This window comes from Nocardia terpenica (assembly GCF_013186535.1).
GTDB lineage: Bacteria > Actinomycetota > Actinomycetes > Mycobacteriales > Mycobacteriaceae > Nocardia > Nocardia terpenica.
Map to the genome: position 1 here is coordinate 1,730,972 of NZ_JABMCZ010000003.1, position 15,592 is coordinate 1,746,563.

Sequence of the window (15,592 nt, forward strand, 5' to 3'; positions counted from 1 at the left end):
ACACACCTTTATCCACAACGATCCCCAGATTCGTGCACAGGGTCGCCGGGGGTGAGGCGGTGATGTCGCCGCGAGAAACCCGCCGCCGCAGCACGGGCGGGCTCGGTGAGGAGACCTGGCTGCTGATCATCTTCCTCGCCGGGGTCGCGTTCGCGCTGGCCGCCTGGGTTGCGCTGAGCCTGGGTAGTTGGTGGGCGGGGCTGCCGGTGGACAGGCACCCGGTCGGGGCGCTGCTGGGCGTGATTCTGGGGCGGCACCGGTGGCCGTGGCAGTCCAGCCTGATCGGTGCCGGGATCGCCGCTGCCGCAACGGGAGTGGGGATCCCGATGTGGCGGCGGTGGCCGCGGTCACGGGGGATCGACGCCGCGGCCCGCACCATGGCATCCCCACGCACGATCACCATGGCGCGGGGCCGAGACAACGCGGCGGCAGCGGCCCGGCTACTGGCCGACGCGCCCGCAGCGGTGCGGCAGTTGAGTGGCCCGCCGCTGGGGCGCACGGTCCTCGGTGGGGTCGAGTTGTTCGTTACCGCCGAACAATCGGTGTTCGTGTCGGCCGGGCAACGCACCGGGAAAACCACCGCGTGGGCGATCCCGGCCGTATTGTCGGCATGGGGGCCGGTGCTGGCGACCTCGAACAAGCCCGACCTGTACCGGCACACCGTCGGCGGACGAAGCGATGCGGGCCGGGTGTGGCTGTGTGATCTGCAAGCTGTCACCGGGAAACCGCAGCTCGGATTCTGGTTGAACTTGCTCAAACGCACCCCCAGCCTGCCCAAAGCGCGGCGACTGGCCGAAGTGTTCGTGTCGGCGACTGGGGGCACCGCCGCTCAGCAGGCAAATGCGAAGGTGGACAGCTATTTCGACGGTGGGGCCCAGGAACTGCTGGCGCTGTACATGTTCGCTGCCGCGTTGGCCGAAGGCGATCTGGTCCATGTTTCGGAATGGCTGTCCCACGACCAGGACCAGACGGCGGCGCTGATCCTGCGCCACCATCGGCGTCACCGCGCGGCCGAGCGGATCCTCGAAGCGCAGAACCTCTACGCCAGGCAGCGAGACGGCTTGTACGACATGGCCAGGCGGTTTTTGAACGTGTTGTCCGATGAGGAGTACGCGCGGATGGTCACCCCACCGACCCGCAAACGCCTCACCGCCTACGAAGCAGACGAAGGCAAGATCGTCATCGACGCGGCACCGGGTGAGACCGTCCACAATCTCCCGGAACTCGACATCGCGGCATTCGTGGGCTCGACCGACACCTTGTACGCGTTGTCGATGACCGGCCCCGACAGTGCGTCCCCGTTGACGGCGGCGGTGATCGCGCAGATCATCGACGCCGGACTCGAACAGGCCCGCGCCCGGGTGGCGGGGCGGCTGGCGGTGCCGCTGCTGGCGGTGCTCGACGAGGCCGCCAACTGCGCCCGGATCGGTCAACTGCCCGAGTACTACACCTACTGCGCCGGGTGCGGGCTGATCCTGATGACCATCGTGCAGGTCCTCGAACAGGCCGAGGAGCTGTGGGGTGCCCGGGGTTTAGCGACCATGCGCGCCCAGTCCATCGAAATCTACGGCGGCAATATCGCCATCCCCGACTACCTCGAGGGGTGGGCCAAGTTGATCGACGAGCACGATGTCGCCGACCGCACCCGCACCACCGGACCCGGCGGCGCGCAGAAAACGCTCAGCTGGCGAGCCGAGCCGATCCTCAACGTGGCCAAACTCGGTGCGCTGCCGCCGGACCGGGCGCTGATCCGGCTACCCGGACACGAACCGTTGCTGATCGAGAAGGTCCCCTGGTGGGACCTGCCCATCGCGCCGGTCGTGGAGCAGTCGCTGGCCCTGTTCAGCGACAGCGGTGTCGCCGCACCCGCGCCGCGGACCGGATCCGGTGGTGCCCCCGGCGGTGAAGGCGTCGAGTTATGACCGGCCCGGCCACCGCAGGGAGCGGCGGGAAGAAGCAGCCGATCCCGCCGGCCTATCCGAACTTCGTGGAGTTCGGCGAGAAGTGGTTGTTCCCGTTCGTGAATGTGCGTCTGGCGGAAGCGGGCCGGGAGCAGACCGACACCTGGTGTGTGGACTGGTGGCGCCACCGGGCGGTGGCGGTGCGGATCGCGCATTTGCACCGCGCGTTCGAAGCGGTCCGCCGCCGCAGCGGCAGCGCGGTCTCGACCTACCTGCTCAGCCACATCGACGCGCACATGCGGTGGATCCTCGACGCCGCCAACGGGCCCCTGCACCGCTGCACCCGCACCACCCACGTCGCCGTCCCAGCGCTGAGCAGCGCCCCGATCCCCCCGGGTTGGTTCGGACCCGCCGCGACCGCGACGCCCAAACCCGGTGAGGAGACACCGAAACGGCGGTTCGGGCACTATTCGCAGTTCGTGACCGACTGGCTGCTGCCGGTCACCGCGGTCCGCATCAGCGGGCACCAGCGCGAGGGCCAATACACGTGGTGTCGGCGATGGTGGGACCACCACGGCGTCTGCATCCGATTCGCCACCGTGCACGCCGTGTTCGAGGCGGCCTTGCAGGCCGACGACCTGACCGCGATGTCCACACTGTTCGTCGCCCATATCGACCCGCATATGCGGGTCATCCTCGACGCCGCCCGCGGTCCCCTGCACCGCTGCACCCCCGACCGCCACATCCCCCTGCCCGGCCTGCCCACCAGCACGGTCGCCCCGAACTGGTTCGGCATCGCCAACGTGCCGGTCGACGAACTCGGCTTCGGCCCCGATTTCCGCGCCTTGCGCGCCCGCACCTGACCAACCTCGCTGCCTGGACCCCGTGTCTGCCAGAGGTGGAAGACCGTGTGCCGCACGGGAATCCGCGCCGCAGCGACAGAACAAGGAGTAGAAATCCTATGTCCCTCGCGATCTCGGACTCAGCCCGAACCGCCGATGCCGATGTCCCGGCCAGTGTTTCGGTGGTGATCATCGGGGCCGGGATCGGCGGCCTCGGCATGGCCGTCGCCCTGCAACGCGCTGGCTTCAGCGACTACCTCATCGTCGAGGAAGCCGACGACCTGGGCGGAGTCTGGCGCGACAACACCTACCCCGGGTGCGCGTGTGATGTCCCCTCGCACCTGTACAGCTTCTCGTTCGCGCCCTACCAGGACCGACACTGCCGGTATCCGGGCCAGGCACAGATCCTTTCCTACCTGCGGCAGGTCGCGGTCGATCACCACCTGTACCCGCACCTGCGGACCTCGACCCCCATCACCACCGTCACCTGGCACGCCGACTCGGCCTGCTGGGAACTCACCACGAGGGCAGGGGAGCGGATCCGCGCCGAGGTGGTGGTGTTCGCCGTCGGACAACTACACCGGCCCCATATTCCCGACATCCCCGGACGAGACCGGTTCGAAGGTGCGGCTTTTCATTCGGCTGCCTGGGATCACGGCCAGGGCCTGCGTGGTCGGGCGATCGCGGTGATCGGTACTGGATCCAGTGCGGCGCAATTGGTTCCGCGGGTCGCGACGCAAGCGGGCAGGGTGGCGGTGTTCCAGCGGACACCGCACTGGGTGCTACCGAAACCCGCCGCCGACTTCGGGCCGATCACTCGGCGGGCGCTGCGGCTACCCGGCGCGCACCGGCTGTACCGGCAGGCGCTGTCGCGCGGCGCCGATCTGGTGCTGTCGCCCATCATGCGGCGGGGCTGGTCGGCGCGCCCCGCGGAACTGGTCGCGAAAGCCTACCTACGGCACAGCATCCCGGACCCGGCACTGAGGGCGGCCCTGACACCGGACTACCCGATCGGCGCCAAACGCATCGTCTTCGACAGCCACTGGTTCGCGGCCTTGCGCCGCGAGAGCGTGGAACTGGTCACCGCTCCCATCACGCAGATCACCGCCACCGGGATCCAAACCGTCGACGGCGCCCACCGCGAGGTCGATGTCATCGTGTACGCCACCGGCTTCCGCGCACCGCAATTCCTGCACCCCATGACCGTGCGGGGGCGAGGCGGGCGAATCCTGCAGCAGCAATGGGCATCTGGAGCCCAGGCGTATCTGGGGCTGGCTGTCCCCGGCTACCCGAACCTTTTCCTGATCGCCGGTCCCAACGCGTTCAACTCGGCGGGCAGCAACCCGGGCATGAAGGAAGCCCAGATCGCCTTCATCGTGAAGTGTCTGCGCTGGCGCGCGGAAATCGGCGCGTCCGCCATCGAGGTCAGCGGCCACGCCATGCGTCGCTATCAACGCTGGCTCGACACCGCCCTCACCGGCACCGTCTGGCCCGCATCGGTTCCCAACTGGTACACCCACCCCAGCGGGCGCGTCACCAACCCCTGGCCCGCCGACGCCCGCACCTTCACCCGCATGCTCGACCACCACCCGGCCTCAGCATTCGACCCGACCTTCGCGCCCACCCCCGCGCCGCCGACCCCTCGTCCCCTCCGGCCCACATCACGAACATCCCAGCCCAGAGCCGAAACCGACGGCCGCCGCCATCCGGACCGTACGGGGGCGACACGCGCACCCGGACGAGGCCGTCTACGACCGAGACGGACGCGTACCGACAGCGGGCATTCTCGGCAGCGGGACCGCAGCCGACGGGATCGACAGCAGCGTCGAGGCGCGACGCCATGGTGATCCGCATGATGAGCTACAACCTGTGCGACTACGGCAAGCAGCAGGCGCGGCGGCCACTGATCCATGACGTGATCCGCGCTGCGGCACCCGATGTCCTTGCGGTACAAGAAATCTGGGCCGACGGAACAACCCGCGGGCTACGCGCCCGACAGCTCGTCCGGGAACTGGCCGACGCGACCGGGCTGTGCTGCCAGATGCCCGACGGACAGGTGACCATGGCCGTGGGCAGCCACACCCATCACGTCGCCGTGCTCTGGCGTCCCGGCCTCGACCCGGTCCACTGGAACAGCTGGAACACCCCGTTGTGGCATGCGATGGGTAGCGTCGTCCTCGACATCGGCGACAACACCCTCGTCACCCACGCCAGTTTCCACGCGACCCCGTTCGGTCGAGCCCAGCGCACCTGCGAGATCGAGCAGGTCGTCGCGACCATGACCCGGCCACCAGGAACTCCGGGCGGGTTCATCGGCGCGGACTGGAACTGCGTCCTTGCCGATATGAGACTGCTCCGCGTCGACCCCATGGCACCGACGCCGTACCCGGAAGACGAACGGACCCGCTACATCCGCTACGACCACGACCCCTTCCTCCACCCGCCAGACGGATCGTTCACACCGCCGCAGTGGTCTGCGGAGTTCATCCACCAGTGCCAATGGGAATCCCGCGACCACTACCTGCCCCACGAACGCCAGCACCGGTGGTGGGCCGACCGCAGCGCCGGCGAAGTACTCGCCGCCGGACTCGCCGACACCGCCGTACTGGTCGACCACCCATGGACAGCGACCACAGGCCACGGGCCCCACGATCCCTACCCACCCCGCCGCCTCGACGCGATCCGCGTCACCCGCGACCTCGCACCGGCCGTCTGCGGGTTCGAGGTCATCGGCTCTCCCACGGCGTTGGACGCCAGCGACCACCTCCCGGTCATCGCCACCTACCTGCCGAGCGGCTCTCGCACGCGTCGGTGACTGGGACTCGATCGGATCGTTCGGTATCACCGGGCCTCGGCGACGTCGACCGTTGCGGGGAGGCTGAGGTCTTGGGCCTATTCCTCGCGGAGACGCAACGCGTAGCTCGGGACCAGTTGATCTCGCGCGGGGCGGGGACGGTCGCGGCCGTCGACGTAGGGGACGTCGAAGTTGACGATCCCCACCCAGCCTCCATCGGCGGTCGGCACCCACTCACGAAGCATGCCCCTGACCTCGCCGGTCATGTCGATCCCGGCCCCATTGAACCGAGTCGGCAGCGCGGGCGGGCGCACATACAAGGCATCAAGCCGCACCCAGACCGGTTTGGGCCCAGCCGTGATTCCGCGGTGAGCATCGATAATCGGTGGTGTCCACCCTTCCACACGGTCGTTCGAACACATGTTCGCCATACTATCGGTCTAGTGCGTCAAACTTCCTGGCAGGGTCGCTCGGTTTACGCTCCGAGCGCACAAGATCAGGAGGGAGATGCGCGGTGGCGAGATCGCAGCGTTCGAAGATTCCGGTCGAGGACAAGGTCCGCGTGGTGTTGTCGGTGCTGACCGGTGAGGTCAGTGCGTCGGAGGCCGCTCGGCGGCGTGGTGTGAGTCCGATGGCGGTCGGCAAGTGGAAGCAGGCGTTCCTGGATGCCGGTACCAAGGCGCTGGAGGATCGTCCGAGCGGTCCGGCGGGTGCGCAGGGCACGCCGGAGCAGCGGCGGTTGCGGATGGAGAACGAGCAGTTGAAGCTGGCGTTGGCGGAGGCGACGGTGCAGTTGCGGATCTGGCAGCACGGTGCCGCTCTGGTGGATCAGGTCCCTTCGCTGACCTCGAAGCCCTGAGAACGGCAGAAGGGGTGCCGGTTTCGAGGTTCGCTCGGCTGGCCGGTATCCCCGAACGCACCTACCGCCGACGGCGGGCTCGCTTGCGAGACGGTGCGCCGCCGTGCGGGCCGTGGCCGTCGCCGAAGGTGGAGCGGTTCGAGCCGATCGCGGCCAAGTATGCCGAGGAATGGCCTGCGTGGGGGCATCGCAAGATCGCCGCATTGATGCGCGCCGACGGTTACGAGGTGTCGACCTCCACGGTGGAGCGGGCGCTGCGTCGACGTGGCCTGCTGTTGCCGCGCGGATATCGCGCCGACCGCAAGTCGTGGGCGGTGTTGCGGCGCAAGGTGTTCCGGGATCCGCCCACGCATCGTAATCGGGTGTGGCAGACCGATTTCAGCGAGTTCGAGACCACCGGTGGCGGGATCTGGCGGATCTGCGCGGTGATCGACTACGTGACCAAGTACTGCTTGGCGGTGACAGTCACCCCGACCGCCCGCGGCATCGACGCGTTGGCTTGCCTGAAGAAGGCGGTGGCCGAGGCCGAGCGGGTCCTCGGGCTGGATGATCTGCGGTCCGATCGCGGCGATGCCGATGTCCTCGGCCCGGCCGGGGACGTGATCGGGGTGGCCCCGGCCCCGATCGCGGTGGTCTCCGACAACGGGCCGTGCTTCCGGGGTGAGGTGTTCGCGACCGCGTTCGCCGGACCGGACCCGCTGCTGCGGCATGTCCGCACCCGCGTGCGGTCGCCCCAGACCAAACCGGTGGTTGCATACTGCACCTCTTTCGCATGATTCGAATGTGGTTTGTGTTGTTGCTGGTCAGGTGGTTTTCGGTGGTCGGCCGATGTGGGGGCGTTCGGGTGGGTTGTCGGGGTCGGGTGGCTGGTAGAGGGATTCGCCTTTGTCGTTGTAGCGCACGGCGGTGACAAGTCCGGCCCGGCGCCAGGTGTTCAGCGTGGGGATGGCGATGCCGAGGCCCTCGGCCATTTCGGTGGGGGTGAGCCAGCCTTGGTCGCGGAATCGTCGGCGTCGGGTGCGTAGGTGGTAGGCGCGGATGATGTGGTCGATGATCGAGCGGTGGAATGGTTCTCCGGTCCCGGAGTGCAGTCCGCGCTGGTTGAGGATGTCGGCGACCTCGCCGCTGACGTGGTGGTCGAGTAGTTCGTCGATGAGGGAGACGATCTCGGCGGGGGTGCGGCGGGCCTCGGGCCCGGTCTTGGGAACGGGGATGGTCAGTGTTTCGTGCTGGCCGGCGGGGAAGCGGAGGTGGGCGGTAATGGTGTCGGAGTCGCGGGAGACGGTGACGTCGGTGAGGAGCAGGCGGGCGATGCGTTTGCGTTCCCGCGACGGGGTATTCGGGTCGTTCCAGATCGCGGGCAGGTCGGTGACGAGCTGGTGGATGTGGGCTTGCTGGGCGTCGGTGAGTTGTCCGGTCTGCCGGTCGTGGGCGGTGTCGTAATCGTGTTGCGCGGTTTGCAGTTCCCGCAGTGCGGTGTTCCAGTCGGCTTCGAGACTGTCGGCGACGAGCCGGTTGGCGGGGTCGACGGCGAGGTAACGCCGGCGGGCGAGGTCGGCGCGGTATTGGGCGCGTTGCACGGCCGCGGCGCGCATGCGGTCGGCGTCGGCGGCGCGGGCGTCGAGCTCGGCGGACACCGCCAGCGCGGCCTCGACGGCCAGCGGTGAGAGGGTGTCGATGAGCAGTTGCCCGATACGGGTGTCGAGGTCGGCGCCGGGGATGACCGCGCAGGCGGGTTCGCCGTTTTCGATGCCGTCGCGTTGACACACGTAGGTGGGGAAATCGCGGCCGCGGCGGCGGTGGTAGCGCACGGTCATGCGTTTGCCGCACCGCCCGCAGACGATCATGCCCTGCAGCAAGGCGAAGCCCTCGCGGGGTGGTCCGGCAGTGCGGTCGCGGCCGTGGGCAGCGGCGTTGGCGGCCAGCCGGGTCTGGTTGCGGTCGAACTCGGTGAGGGTGATATATCCGGGATGGACGTCGGGGATGAACGAAATCCATTGCTCGCGAGGAAGTTTCACCCGTGAGTGGATTGCCGGGCCGTGGCCGTGGCGTCCGTAGGTGAACGCGCCGGCATAGCGAGGATTGTGCAGCACGCGCAGCACGGTGTGGTGTTGCAGGGGTTTCCAGTCCAGCTCGCCCTTGCGTGGGCCCTTGAGATGCCGCCAGGGAAACTGCAGGCCCGCAGACCGGAACGTCTTCACGCATGCCGTCGCCGATCCGGTCGCGGCGAAGGTGTCGAACAGGCGCCGCAGGGCGTGTTGCACGGCCTGGTCGGGGTCGAGGACGACGTGGTCGGCGCCGTCGTAGACGAGTCCGACCGGCAGCGGGGTGATCAGTTCGCCGCGACGAGCTTTCGATAGCACTCCGCCGCGCAGCCGGGCCTTGATGAAGTGCAGCTCGGCTTCCGACATTTGGCCTTTCATGCCGAGTACGAGCCTGTCGTTGAATTCTCTGGGGTCGTAGAGGCCGTCCTCGTCGCAGATCAGGGTGCCGGTCATGGCGCACAGTTCCAGCAGCTGGTGCCAGTCGGCGGAGTTGCGGGCCAGCCGCGAGCATTCCAGTCCGAGCACGATCCCGGCGCGGCCGAGGGACACCTCGGCGACCAGGTGCTGGAATCCTTCCCGGTCCGCCGCCGAGGCCCCGGAGTGGCCCTGGTCGACGTCGATGACCTGGATCTGGTCGGCTTGCCAGCCCAGCGCGATCGCCCGGGAGCGCAGGTCGTATTGCCGGTGCGCGGACTCGGAGTTGTGGATGACCTGCTTGAGCGTGGATTGGCGGACATAGAGCAAGGCTGCTCTGTTCAGGTGTGTAGCGGTCACTTTCGTCGTGACAGCGTCGACGAACACGAGCACGATCCTTCCTCCCACCGACGGTGGGAATCGAAAATAGTTGGGTAGTAACGTGATTCACGTTCCTGTGAGTGCCAGACCGGCGAGGGCGTCGACCAGCTCGGCGGTGACGACCCCGGACAACCGCACCAGTGCGGCGACTGGTGCGGGCCTCGGCGCGGCCGAGGCGTCGACGGCTCGGCCGATCGCGGCCCGCCAGGCCAGCACGCCGCGACGGGTCAGAATGGCGAACCCGAGCGGGAACGCCTCGGCGCGCGCGTGAACGGCGGCGTGCCGCAGTTGCTCGTAGCCTGGATCCAGGCCACCGGCCCTCGGTTCCGGCTGCGGGAGTGATTGTGGTGGATCGGGTTGTTGCTCAACCACTTTTGGAGTGACCGTCCCGATATCGGGTCAGTGCGCGTTCGATCGAGCGGGGATGCACCCGCACCCCGAACCGCGTCTGGATCGGGGCGACCAGATCCTTCGCGCGCCATTCGGGGTGCTCGGCCAACTGCGCCTCGGCGAAGGCGCAGACCTGCGCGGTGAGCTTGTGACCGCCGCGCGGGCCGGGCTTTCCCGGCACCAGGCCCTCCAGCCCGGACGCATCCAGCGCGGCGGCCGCCTGATACACGGTTTGCCGCGAATACCCGAACGCGGCGCCAGCCTCGGCCACCGGGATCCCGTCGACGCGGACACGGCGCACCATCTCGTATTTGACCTGCACCACGTCGCGGGCATCGAAGAACTCGCTGCCGGCGAAGCCCGCGTCGGTCACCGCCTCGGGATGCGGATTCAAACACCGTGTCGCCGCCAACTCGGTGACCTTGGGATCGGTGGGCGAACCCTGCTGCGCCATACCATCTCTCCGGAAATCAGTTCGATAGATTTCGCCGAAGATTACAACGATGTGAGATCAACAGCTAGACACTGACCAGTGAAAGTCTGTCCAGCGCACTGAAATTAGGACAATCTGGAATGCTCGGCACCCTTTGGATTGCGGCGTAATTCATTTGACGTCTACGGCGAAATCTCGTCGACAGCAATGTCGGGTTTCGGCTGAGCGCGCAGCCGGTCGATCAACTCGGCCAACTCGAGCAACCCTGGGGTCGTGAACGGGCAACGGCCCTCGGCGATCACTACGAACGGATCCGGCGCCGGGACATCGGTCCAGCCTGCTGGCAGCGAGAACAGCACGCCCTGCTCGTCGCGCATGCTCACCCGGTCCTCGCCCCAGTTCAGGCGATGCTCGACGAACTCGAACTCCTGCCCGAACAACGGGTGGAACCGATGCGTCACCCGCACCTTCCGCGCCGCATCGTCGGGACTGGGTGTAGTTGACGACGTTGTCCAACGGTGTCATCGAACGGTTCTTCGGCACCCTCAAATACGAGCACCTGTTCCGTGGCGTGATCGCCCGACGGCGACGCGCTGGACATGGAAGTCCACCGCTTCCGCATCCTCTACAACACGACCAGGCCACACCAGGCGCTCGACGACCGAACACCCGCCACGGCCTACACCGGCGTTGACCAGCGGAAAACCGCCCGATAAGCGGCTATGAGCGGATAGTTATGGCTACGGGGTCCTGGGGCTACGAGGCGCGCTGTCTGCATGAGAGTGGCGGAGGACACCGCAGGTCCGGTGTCGGGAGATCTACGGGTTGTCGTATGGTGGACTGGGTCTTGCCCCGCATGTTTTCCTGCGGAGGCGGGCGTGGACTTTTGTTTCTGTAGTGGATCGGAGGTGGTGACTTATATCCCAGGCCATGTAGCCGTCCGTGTACCCGTATGTCCTGATCGTTCGGACGTGTGCGGGACGGACGTCGCGCTGGCCTGAGTTGCGTCACCACCCATTCTTTTCCGCTGTTTCCCGGGTGCAGCTCTGCCGTCTGCCCCAGGTGTGTGTTGTCTTGCCCCGGTGTGGTCGACGGTGAGCTCCCCGATTCCTGAACAGGAGTCCGATCGTGAGTTCCTCCGAGCTCGACAACGAGCCCGAGCACATCCCCGAGCCATCAACCCAGAATTCGTCCGGCACGTCCTCAGCGATGACAACGACCGCCAAGATCGCCCTCGCGGTCCTGCTGACCGGCGAGCTCATGAACATAGTCGACGATTCGGTCGTCCTGACCGCCATCCCGACCCTGCAACAGGCCCTCGGTGCCGGACCGGCCGCGGTGCAGTGGGTGACCGCGGGCTACGCGCTGACCTTCGCTCTCGCGCTGATCACTGGCGGCAGGCTCGGCGACATCTACGGCCGGCGCAAAGTGTTCCTGCTGGGCGCTATCGGGTTCACGCTGGCCTCGCTGCTGTGCGGGCTCGCCGCCGATCCCGGCATGCTGATCGCCGCGCGCGTGCTGCAAGGCGGTGCCGCCGCGGTGATGATGCCTCAGGTCCTGGCGACCCTGCATGTCACTTTCGTCGGCGAGAACCGCAGCAGGGCTTTCGGCCTGTTCGGGGCGGTGCTGGCGATGGGCAATGTCGTGGGCCCGGTGCTGGGCGGCGTGCTCACCGACGCCGACCTGTTCGGGCTGTCGTGGCGGCCGATCTTCTTGATCAACGTGCCCGTCGGGCTCGCCGTGATCATCCTCGGGCGCAAGGTCATCACCGAGTCGACCGCGGCCAAGGCCGACCGGCTCGACCTCACTGGCGTGGGGCTGTCCGCGATCGCGATGGTGCTGATCGTTTTCCCACTCACCGAGGGCCACGCCCACAGCTGGCCCTTGTGGTGTTTCGTCATGCTCGCCGGTGGGCTGCCCGTGCTCGGTGTCTTCTTGCGCCAGCAGCAGCGCCGCGCCGGAAAGGCCCCGCTGGTGGAGTTGTCGCTGTTCAAGGTCAGGCAGTTCTCCGGTGGTCTGTCCGCGCAGCTGATGATGGGTTTGTTGGTCGGGTTGTTCTTCATGACCTGGACGCTGTACCTGCAGCGTGGCCTGGGCATGAGTGCGCTGATGGCGGGACTGGCCTTCGTGCTGCTCGCCGTCGGCGAGTTCGTCGGTGCGATGCTAGCGACGAAAACCGCAGGACGCTTCGCGCGTCGACTGCCTCAGACCGGAGCACTTATCACCCTCGCCGCGCTGGCGGCCTACGGGCTCCAGATCAGTAGCGGGCGCGAGGATTTGACCTTGCTCGCCATGACCGTCCCGGTCCTGTTGCTCGGGTTCGGACTCGGCATGATCAGCGGACCGCTCGCCGACCTGACGCTGGTGAAGGTTCCACACGAACGCGCCGGCTCGGCTTCCGGCCTGTTCAACACCGCCCTGCAGTTGGGCTACGCCCTCGGTATCGCCCTGAACGGCCTCGTATTCTTCGCCGTCACCGACGGCTCACCCGACGGGGCACTCAACCGCGACGCGTTCACCGGTGTGCTGTGGTGGGTCGGTGGCACGTTGATTGCGATGTGGGCGCTGATGTTCTACCTGCCCAAGCACCCGAACGACCAGACCAAGGAGTCCGCCGGGTAAATGGCATCGGCCGTACCGGGCCCGCCCGGTACAGCATGCTGAAACAGCAGAAGCGCGTATCCGTCTGGATGCGCGCTTCTCGGCTATTACCGCGCATTTGGCACGATCACCCACCACCGGCGTAAACCTTATGACCACCGAGATCCTGCCAGCTTCTTGACGCAAGACATCGGTCTAGCGCACCACGGGGCCCGGAGCTTCGCAGGTGCACCCCACGTGCGTGGGGAGGGCCAGCGGTCGTTCGCGATCTTCTGGGCAAGCTACGGTGCACCCCACGCGCGTGGGGAAGACCGAGGCCGCCAACATCGTCCGCTGGCGTGAGCTGGTGCACCCCCACGCGCGTGGGGAAGACACTTTCCGAACTGCAGTTTGTCGAGCGTAGGCCCTCCGTTGGTCATCTGTGACCGTATATGACAGCGTGGCCTTGCTGATAAATCGTGGGCGGTGCCGGGCGAATTCTGGCTGTCCTCGCGGTTCAGTCATGCTGTCCGGGCGCAGTCCGGCATGATCTCGGTCGGGCTGGATGTGCACCGTCGGTGCATCCGCTACGACAGCGTTCGCGGCGACGCGGTTATGCGAACTCGCACATTGCGGGCACCGATACTCTGACATTGGTTGTGGTGCAGTCAGGTTCGTAGGCACTTAGTGCGGTAGGTCGAGATAGCGGGCAAGGAGCCGTACGGCGGCGTCGATGACGATCGTCGGGTCGGGACTGCAGAGGTTGTCGAAGTCGGCGGCGAGGGGCGTTCCGGCGAGCTCGTTGCGGATGTGGTGCCAGGTGTGTTCGGCGGTGCCGCCGGAGGCGGCGATGGGGATGAGGGGGATGGCGAGGTGGTGGGCGAGTGCGACTTCCTCGGCGGTGCCGTCGCCGTCGGCGTCACCGAAGTCGCCGCCCGCGAACACCAGGCAGGCGCGGGCGTTGCGCAGCATGAGGCGGCGGATCTCGGTGCGGCCGGTGTCGAGGTGGAGGATCTTGCCGAGGGGCTGGTAGACGGTCGTGAGGCGGGTCGAGGCGGTGCGCACGTACATGGTCGTGCGATGCGGGGTGTAGGTGCCGTTGGCTTGCAGGCCGCGGGCCATGGCGTGGGCGGTGTGGGCGCCGACGCGGGATCCGCCGCAGATCAGCGTGATCGGCAACGCGGCGAGCGCGGTGCCCAGGGCGCGGGCCAGGGAGTGTTGACGTTGTTCGTTGAGGTAGCGGCCGGAGAAGACGACGCGCGGGGTACACCGGTTGCGATATGCCTGCTCCGGCTCGGCGGCGATGCGGGCCAGGATGGGGCGTCGGCGGCGTTTGAACGCGCTTTCGACGTAGGTCTCGTCGTGACTGCGCAGGTAGTCGCGTCGTTGTTGGACGTCTTTGCCGTGGAATTCGCGGCCTGCGGCGAGGATGGTTTCGGCTAGTGCCTCGTCCGGAAAGGTTGATGCGTTAATCGTCGGGGTGTCGGGTTGCTCGCCACTGGTCGGCCGGTGATGCTGCCTGGCGGAGGTGGTGCCGGTGGCTCGGAAGCCGGATGTGTTCGTCAGAGCGGTGACCCCGCAGGAGGGTCGCAAGCTGGCCCAGATCGCCCGGCGCAGCAAGCAACCAGTGCGGATGCGGCGGGCGGTGGTGGTGATGGCCTCGGCGCAGCATCAGCCGGTCGGGTTCATCGCGAAGCTGATGCAAGTATCGGAATCGTATGTGCGGCAAGTGATCCACGATTTCAACGAGAAGGGCTTCGAGGCGCTCGACCCAAAATGGAGAGGGGGCAGACCGGCGAAGACCGATCAGGCGATGCGTGATCGGATCTGTCGGATCGCCCGGTGCTGCCCCCTCGATCTAGGCTGGCCGTTCACGACGTGGAGCCTGTCGAAACTGCGAGAGGTATTGGCGGTCAACAGGATCGCCGAAATCAGCCGCGAGACGCTGCGCAGGATCCTGAAGGCCGGTGGGGTGTCGTGGCAGGCTACCAAAACCTGGAAGGCCAGCAACGATCCCGAGTTCACCGAGAAGATGAACCGGGTGCTCGACCTCTACGACCATCCACCCGCAGACGGGCGCGTGATCTGTGTGGACGAGTTCGGTCCGTTGAATCTGCAGCCGCGGCCCGGTCGCGGCTGGTTCACGCGTCGCCGGCCCAAGCGGCTGCGAGCGACCTACAACAGAACCCAAGGCGTGCGGCACATGCTCGGCGCCCTGGACCTGCGCAGCGGGCAGTTGTACTACCGGATCCGTGACCGCAAACGCTGGACCGAATTTCTGGCCTTCCTCAAGACCTTGCGGGCCCGCTGGGCGGGCGAGAAGTTGTACCTGATCTGCGACAACTACTCGGTCCACAAACGGCGTGAGGTGCGAGAGTGGTGCGCCGCCAACCAGATCGAGTTGGTGTTCCTGCCGACCTACTCCTCATGGCTGAACCGCATCGAATGCGAGTTCGCCGCCCTGCGCTACTTCGCGCTGAACGGTACCGATCACCGCAGCCATGACGAGCAGGACGCGGTCATCGGCGACTACATCCGCTGGCGTAACCAGCACGCCGGACCTGTCCGCAACTTCGCTGTCGGCTCCAAGATCCGGCGACCCGATTACCTACCGAAGGTTGCGTGACAAGGCACTAGTCGGTGGTCGATGTAGTCGGAGAATCCGGCGATGATGCATTCCAGTTGATCGTGGACCCAGTTGGCGAGCCGGATACGGTCGGCTGGGTCGGTGATCGCCGCCGGTCCGGCCAGTGCTTCCAGCAACGTGTCGGCGGCCAGCACGGTGTCGAGAGCCAAGCGCCGCGCGTTGCGTCCGTAGCGTTCCAGTTCACGATGCAGTGGGGTCACCGTCATGGTGTCGATCTTCCCCGGATGTTGCTGTGCGAGAAGCACTCTTAGCCATCGGTGGCCAACATACGGGCCAACATGGTTCCGCTCTCGCGTTCACCCGGAA

General features: G+C 67.0%; 16 protein-coding genes. 9 read left to right on the top strand and 7 right to left on the bottom strand.

Annotated features, from left to right (window positions below):
- Positions 1-62: 62 nt before the first annotated feature.
- From HPY32_RS29645 to HPY32_RS29660, 4 genes are all read left to right on the top strand, one after another.
- Positions 63-1,922 (top strand): type IV secretory system conjugative DNA transfer family protein, encoded by a 1,860-nt coding sequence (locus HPY32_RS29645; protein WP_067577727.1) that lies wholly within the window; start codon positions 63-65, stop codon positions 1,920-1,922.
- Positions 1,919-2,764 carry a DUF4913 domain-containing protein gene (locus tag HPY32_RS29650; RefSeq protein ID WP_067577729.1) on the top strand — a complete coding sequence of 282 codons (846 nt, stop codon included), beginning with the start codon at positions 1,919-1,921 and terminating at the stop codon, positions 2,762-2,764. The genes HPY32_RS29645 and HPY32_RS29650 overlap by 4 nt, the downstream gene beginning before the upstream one ends.
- Positions 2,765-2,862: 98 nt before the next feature.
- The gene (locus tag HPY32_RS29655; RefSeq protein WP_067577731.1) at positions 2,863-4,590 is read left to right on the top strand and encodes a flavin-containing monooxygenase; all 1,728 of its coding nucleotides are present in this window, start codon (positions 2,863-2,865) and stop codon (positions 4,588-4,590) included.
- Between the two features lie 5 nt (positions 4,591-4,595).
- Complete coding sequence (locus tag HPY32_RS29660) at positions 4,596-5,558, top strand: endonuclease/exonuclease/phosphatase family protein (RefSeq protein ID WP_156673822.1); 963 nt, start codon at positions 4,596-4,598, stop codon at positions 5,556-5,558.
- 77 nt (positions 5,559-5,635) lie between these two features.
- On the opposite strand, the gene HPY32_RS29665 is transcribed toward HPY32_RS29660, so the two are convergent.
- Complete coding sequence (locus HPY32_RS29665; protein WP_156673823.1) at positions 5,636-5,872, bottom strand: hypothetical protein; 237 nt, start codon at positions 5,870-5,872, stop codon at positions 5,636-5,638.
- Between the two features lie 179 nt (positions 5,873-6,051).
- On the opposite strand from HPY32_RS29665, the gene HPY32_RS29670 reads away from it, so the two are divergent.
- Both HPY32_RS29670 and HPY32_RS29675 read left to right on the top strand, forming a co-directional pair.
- Positions 6,052-6,396, top strand: coding sequence for a transposase (locus HPY32_RS29670; RefSeq protein WP_171983106.1), 345 nt, complete (start codon positions 6,052-6,054; stop codon positions 6,394-6,396).
- A gap of 14 nt (positions 6,397-6,410) precedes the next feature.
- Entirely contained in the window at positions 6,411-7,172 is a 762-nt protein-coding gene (locus HPY32_RS29675; protein WP_156673824.1) for a DDE-type integrase/transposase/recombinase, read from the top strand.
- Positions 7,173-7,199: 27 nt separating this feature from the next.
- Here the strand turns inward: HPY32_RS29675 and HPY32_RS29680 are convergent, their stop codons facing one another.
- From HPY32_RS29680 to HPY32_RS29695, 4 genes are all read right to left on the bottom strand, one after another.
- The gene (locus HPY32_RS29680; protein WP_171983107.1) at positions 7,200-9,242 is read right to left on the bottom strand and encodes a recombinase family protein; all 2,043 of its coding nucleotides are present in this window, start codon (positions 9,240-9,242) and stop codon (positions 7,200-7,202) included.
- A gap of 60 nt (positions 9,243-9,302) precedes the next feature.
- Positions 9,303-9,608, bottom strand: coding sequence for a hypothetical protein (locus HPY32_RS29685; protein ID WP_067577737.1), 306 nt, complete (start codon positions 9,606-9,608; stop codon positions 9,303-9,305).
- Positions 9,601-10,080 (bottom strand): helix-turn-helix domain-containing protein, encoded by a 480-nt coding sequence (locus tag HPY32_RS29690; RefSeq protein ID WP_067577739.1) that lies wholly within the window; start codon positions 10,078-10,080, stop codon positions 9,601-9,603. Before HPY32_RS29690 ends, HPY32_RS29685 begins: the two co-directional genes overlap by 8 nt.
- A gap of 161 nt (positions 10,081-10,241) precedes the next feature.
- A complete protein-coding gene (locus HPY32_RS29695; RefSeq protein WP_082871035.1) occupies positions 10,242-10,520 on the bottom strand; it encodes a DUF5372 family protein in 279 nt (92 codons plus the stop codon).
- Positions 10,521-10,658: 138 nt separating this feature from the next.
- Between HPY32_RS29695 and HPY32_RS46630 the strand changes: the two genes are divergently transcribed.
- Both HPY32_RS46630 and HPY32_RS29705 read left to right on the top strand, forming a co-directional pair.
- The gene (locus HPY32_RS46630) at positions 10,659-10,775 is read left to right on the top strand and encodes an integrase core domain-containing protein (RefSeq protein ID WP_156673825.1); all 117 of its coding nucleotides are present in this window, start codon (positions 10,659-10,661) and stop codon (positions 10,773-10,775) included.
- Between the two features lie 412 nt (positions 10,776-11,187).
- A complete protein-coding gene (locus HPY32_RS29705; protein ID WP_067577741.1) occupies positions 11,188-12,681 on the top strand; it encodes an MFS transporter in 1,494 nt (497 codons plus the stop codon).
- A 642-nt stretch (positions 12,682-13,323) separates the two neighbouring features.
- Here HPY32_RS29705 and HPY32_RS29710 read toward each other — a convergent pair.
- Positions 13,324-14,232 carry a hypothetical protein gene (locus HPY32_RS29710; RefSeq protein WP_156673826.1) on the bottom strand — a complete coding sequence of 303 codons (909 nt, stop codon included), beginning with the start codon at positions 14,230-14,232 and terminating at the stop codon, positions 13,324-13,326.
- Here HPY32_RS29710 and HPY32_RS29715 point away from each other — a divergent pair.
- A complete protein-coding gene (locus HPY32_RS29715) occupies positions 14,210-15,265 on the top strand; it encodes an IS630 family transposase (RefSeq protein ID WP_231951292.1) in 1,056 nt (351 codons plus the stop codon). The genes HPY32_RS29710 and HPY32_RS29715 overlap by 23 nt on opposite strands.
- On the opposite strand, the gene HPY32_RS29720 is transcribed toward HPY32_RS29715, so the two are convergent.
- On the bottom strand, positions 15,244-15,492 hold the full coding sequence (locus tag HPY32_RS29720) for a hypothetical protein (RefSeq protein ID WP_067577748.1): 249 nt from the start codon (positions 15,490-15,492) through the stop codon (positions 15,244-15,246). The genes HPY32_RS29715 and HPY32_RS29720 overlap by 22 nt on opposite strands.
- Positions 15,493-15,592 lie beyond the last annotated feature (100 nt).

Bases quoted from the DNA above. Each gene is read 5' to 3' on its own strand.
- HPY32_RS29645 (WP_067577727.1), top strand. From the start codon at position 63: ATGTCGCCGCGAGAAACCCGCCGCCGCAGCACGGGCGGGCTCGGTGAG.
- HPY32_RS29650 (WP_067577729.1), top strand. From the start codon at position 1,919: ATGACCGGCCCGGCCACCGCAGGGAGCGGCGGGAAGAAGCAGCCGATC.
- HPY32_RS29655 (WP_067577731.1), top strand. From the start codon at position 2,863: ATGTCCCTCGCGATCTCGGACTCAGCCCGAACCGCCGATGCCGATGTC.
- HPY32_RS29660 (WP_156673822.1), top strand. From the start codon at position 4,596: ATGATGAGCTACAACCTGTGCGACTACGGCAAGCAGCAGGCGCGGCGG.
- HPY32_RS29690 (WP_067577739.1), bottom strand. From the start codon at position 10,080: ATGGCGCAGCAGGGTTCGCCCACCGATCCCAAGGTCACCGAGTTGGCG.
- HPY32_RS46630 (WP_156673825.1), top strand. From the start codon at position 10,659: ATGGAAGTCCACCGCTTCCGCATCCTCTACAACACGACCAGGCCACAC.
- HPY32_RS29720 (WP_067577748.1), bottom strand. From the start codon at position 15,492: ATGACGGTGACCCCACTGCATCGTGAACTGGAACGCTACGGACGCAAC.